The organism is Micrococcus sp. GbtcB5, assembly GCF_019091605.1.
Lineage (GTDB): Bacteria > Actinomycetota > Actinomycetes > Actinomycetales > Micrococcaceae > Micrococcus > Micrococcus luteus.
In genome coordinates this window covers 1-234 of the sequence record NZ_JAGXJK010000519.1, presented here as the reverse complement: position 1 = coordinate 234, position 234 = coordinate 1, and the positions used below count along the sequence as shown (strand labels likewise).

Sequence of the window (234 nt, the reverse complement as noted above, 5' to 3'; positions counted from 1 at the left end):
GTCTTCACCCGCGTGACGATGTGCTCGATGGGGTTGTAGCCGTGCAGGTGAGTGACCGCGTTCCGCAACTCCACGAGCCGCGCCCCCACCTGGAGCAGGGCCGAGCGGTACACGAGGTCGAAACGCTCCACGTCCTTGCGCAGGCGATCCAGCGCCTCGGACAACGCGGGGGAGAGCTGCGTCAACACGGACACGGGGGTGCCGCGCAGCGCCTCGACGTCCGCCGAGGGCGTG

The 234-nt window shown here is 69.7% G+C and carries 1 pseudogene; it reads right to left on the bottom strand.

The features are described 5' to 3' along the window. Positions 1 to 234 (bottom strand): annotated as a pseudogene (locus KVS67_RS13330) (GTP pyrophosphokinase family protein); the annotation flags it as partial.